The sequence below is a fragment of the Thermoleptolyngbya sp. M55_K2018_002 genome (genome assembly GCF_015295965.1).
Classification (GTDB): Bacteria; Cyanobacteriota; Cyanobacteriia; order Elainellales; family Elainellaceae; genus Thermoleptolyngbya; species Thermoleptolyngbya sichuanensis.
In genome coordinates this window covers 1-3,612 of sequence record NZ_DVEA01000034.1, presented here as the reverse complement: position 1 = coordinate 3,612, position 3,612 = coordinate 1, and the positions used below count along the sequence as shown (strand labels likewise).

At 52.7% G+C, this 3,612-nt stretch carries 3 protein-coding genes; all 3 read right to left on the bottom strand.

What is annotated here, in order from left to right; genetic code table 11:
- The coding region (locus tag IGS51_RS01590) for an ammonium transporter (protein ID WP_367279229.1) at window positions 1-773 on the bottom strand (773 nt) is incomplete at its 3' end.
- A 271-nt stretch (window positions 774-1,044) separates the two neighbouring features.
- Window positions 1,045-1,911, bottom strand: a complete 867-nt coding sequence (locus IGS51_RS01585) for a CPBP family intramembrane glutamic endopeptidase (protein WP_297075146.1) — start codon at window positions 1,909-1,911, stop codon at window positions 1,045-1,047.
- Between the two features lie 8 nt (window positions 1,912-1,919).
- The gene (locus IGS51_RS01580; RefSeq protein ID WP_297075144.1) at window positions 1,920-2,318 is read right to left on the bottom strand and encodes an AbrB family transcriptional regulator; all 399 of its coding nucleotides are present in this window, start codon (window positions 2,316-2,318) and stop codon (window positions 1,920-1,922) included.
- Window positions 2,319-3,612: the final 1,294 nt, after the last annotated feature.

Genomic DNA, 3,612 nt, shown 5'->3' with positions numbered 1-3,612 from the left:
TATCCAGGCAAAAAGATGACGCAAGCTGCCAGAAAAGCATAGAACCCGACAAAAATCAGCATCAACCCCACCATTGTCAGCGGCAGGTTGTGGGGCAAAATAGGACGCGGGTTGCCTGCTTCGTCATACTTGCCGACCCTCGGCCCCAGGTTAATCAGTACGCCCAGGGCAAAGAAGCCCGAAATACCGTGAACGATCGCTGAGCAGCCGAAATCGTGATAGCCCAAATTGGTGACAAACCAGCCGAAGGGGTTCCAGCCCCAGGCAGCACCGACCACCCAGGTAAATGCGCCCAACACGACGGATAGCACCAGGTATGCGCCCACCTTGACCCGCTCGATCAGCGCTCCCGACAAGATTGAAGCGGTGGTCATGGCAAACAGCGCAAAGGCGAAGAAAAATACCCCCGTCAGATGGTCTGCGGTATTGGGTCCTAGAGCGGGTGACCAAGGGTAGGACGCTTCCACCAGTTCCATTGCGGACTGGATTGTTTCGCTTTGCTCAGGATTAGTCCAGGGGCCGAGAATGCCGCCCGTGACGGGAAACAGCGGGAAGGCGTTATATACCCACCAGCCAAAGAAGAAAAAGGCAAGCCCAACGCTGGCAAGCGTCAGCAGGTTTTTGACCATCGTGGCCAGGACGTTCTTGGTGCGCGATGCGCCGCCCTCGTAGGCGAGGAATCCGGCGTGGATCAGCAGCATAAACACAGATGCCCAGTAGTAAAACGTCTCTGAGGCAAATGTTCCGAGGAATTCTTGTGCTTCGGGTGACATGGGTTAGGAGGTGGAATTACGAGTCAACGGCAGGCTATTGAAAATGAAAATGGCTAGCAATGAAAATAGCTAGCAACGGCGATTAGTGAAGATTAGCCAGAGGAACCAGAGGCTTGTGAGGAGGCAGGAAAAGACTCAGCTAAATTCAGGGCTGCTCTTGTTAAACACCTGCGCGAGCTGATGACGATGGCACGCAGCCGACGATGCAGGGGTCAGCATCCTGATATGAAGCGAATATTAAAGTCAGCCCGTCTTGACAAATGTATTGCAGTTAACCATCCGTAACTGGGTTCTGGAAGATGACCGCAAGGGCGATCGCCGTTCCCAGCATCAGCAGCAGTCCCAGCGCCCCGGCCAGCGGTTTGCCATCCAGCCCCGTGATCCAGGCGGGAACTCGTCCGGTTGGTTCTAGAGCGCCCAGAATCTCCAGGCTGGCGATCGCCATGATCCAGCCTGCATGTAGCCCCCACGCCAGTCCCAGGTTTCCTCTAGCGATCCAGCAAGCTCTGCTGAGGACCAGCCCCATGACCAGCAGCCCAGGCAGTTGCGGCACGGTTGCCCGCCCGTCCCAAACCAGATGCAGCAGGGCAAACAGCAGGTTGGCGATCGCCACAGCCGCCAGCGGTCCCAGATCAAAGCCCAGCGCCAGCGGCAAAAATCCTCGAAAGACCAGTTCCTCCACCAGCCCCACCGCCAGCCCCAGCAGCGCCACGGCAATTAGAGAGCGGCTGGCGCTGCGGCTCAGCGGATTGGTTTGCCAGCAGCCCCAGCCCGTCGCCACCTGCACCCCCAGCCACAGTCCAACCCCTGCGATCGCCACCAGTAGCCCCAGTCCTAGCCCTTGCCACAGTGGTTCGCTCCAGGCCAGACCATAGATGCCGAAGCTGCTGCGGGTCGAAAGTCGAGGACTTACCTGCCCAGCAGCCCACAGCGCTGCCGGGGCCAGCAGGTATAGCCCCAGCAGCAGCGGAATTTTTTGGGCGGGTGCAATCGGTTTACCGGGCTGCCACTGGAGGGCGATCGCCATCGGCAGCAAAATCGGCAGCCCCAACCCTATCCACACTGCAAAAAAGAGCGCCGCCTCCCCAAAGTTCAGCAGCGCCAACAGTTCGACATCAAATTTGAGATCAAAAAACATGAGCAGCACTATTCTTCATCCGAGTCTTCGCCGTCCTTGTCGCGGTCGATTTGAATGAGATGAATGTGCTTGTAACCCAGCTTAATTTCAAACTCGTCACCGGGCTTCAGACCCATTTTGTCGGTGTAGGTGGCACCGATGACAATCTGGCCATTTTTGTGGACACTGACGCGATAGGTCGGCTCTCGCCCGCGCCCGTCTCGGTCTGATCCAGTCTCTAGGGAAATTCCTCGAGCTGCCAGCAAAGCCTCATAAAAAGCCGCCATGTTGACGCGAGTCTGCTGATTTTTGCCAACGGTCTGATAGCCGCACTGAATCGCCTTTTCTCGCGCCTTGAGATGCGAAATTTCTTTTAGCTTCTGAAGCAGCGCCTTTCCAGTCAATGGAGATGTCGCGATTTCTGTCATTGCGTTTAGAGCATCCTCTATTCCAAGACGACTATGTTCAAAAAACGGCTCGAACATGAGATGGACTTAAACCTGCCGTGGGCGATCGCCCTTGAGAAATTTTGTGGAGACGCTTTGTTTAGAGTGAGTTTAGAGTGGCGCAGATCTGAAATTTTGAACCCAGTCCACCGCACCCCAACCAACCAAAACGCTCTAGAAAAGATCTGGCGGTAGAGAGGTTTTCAAGCACAGATTGAAAGGGAGTCCGTATCAGGCTTGAAAGCTCTCCATGGCGTTGTAGCTAGAGCCAGACGCACTTTGCTTGACGACATTTTCACAAGCTTGACCACCAAAGCATTGAGGATACAAGCTATCCTGTGTGCCATCCAGAACCCAGAAGATTCAGCCTGATAGAGATCGAGCAATTCCCTTGATCGCTGGAGAAGACTCAACCTATCTTGACCTGCCTCCTAAGGGCTGATCTCATCAAACTACTCTGGGCAACGATCTCCTGAGAATTACCTGAGAACTATCTGCTCAGAGCCATTGATTTAGGATTACGACACTCAATCTAGCCTCCCAACGCCTCAGACCAAACCAAACATGAAAAACATCAAGACAAAATGGGAGCGTGGCTTGAGCTACATATCCCAAATTATAGCCTTAAGCTTTACCCAATTTAAAGCATTAATAAAAGGTCAAGGTTTTATAAAAAATTCCGGGACTGCTTTACAAGCTTGGAACCAGATTGACATAGGCAGAACTCTCAGTTTTTCAATTTACTAGAATTTTGGATTGAGGTAAAGTGCAGCTTGCCTTGTGAACTAAATCTCGTGATCTAGCATTGCTCAATCCTTGTCCAATCAACCCAAACAATGCGGAATTTACCTGTGAATGCCGTCGAATCCCTAGAAATCAAGAACTACTGGAAAGTTCTTATGCCTATCAAAGACTGCTGGCATTGACGAGATAGCCTATTTGCAGGATTGACAATTGACAAATGATGAAGGCTAAGAAAACACCAAGTAAATATGAACTAGGTCGGGCAAGTATCTGGGCGATCGCCCGGATTAGGTCGCAATTTTTCTACAAGCATTATCTACCCTCCTCAACAGCAGAGTGATTCCCCAACGTGGCATTTGAACCTGCCCCTAAGTTTCATCAACCTAGCAGCGGATTGGTTTAACAATTGGTATCCCTGAGTGCTGAAAGCAGGGGAAATTAGGCGATTGCCCGCATTTTCTGCCTACATTCTTGAGCCGTTGGTGTAGTGCTGCCCCTCTGCCCTCGGCGGTTGATTCAGATGCATTCCCAG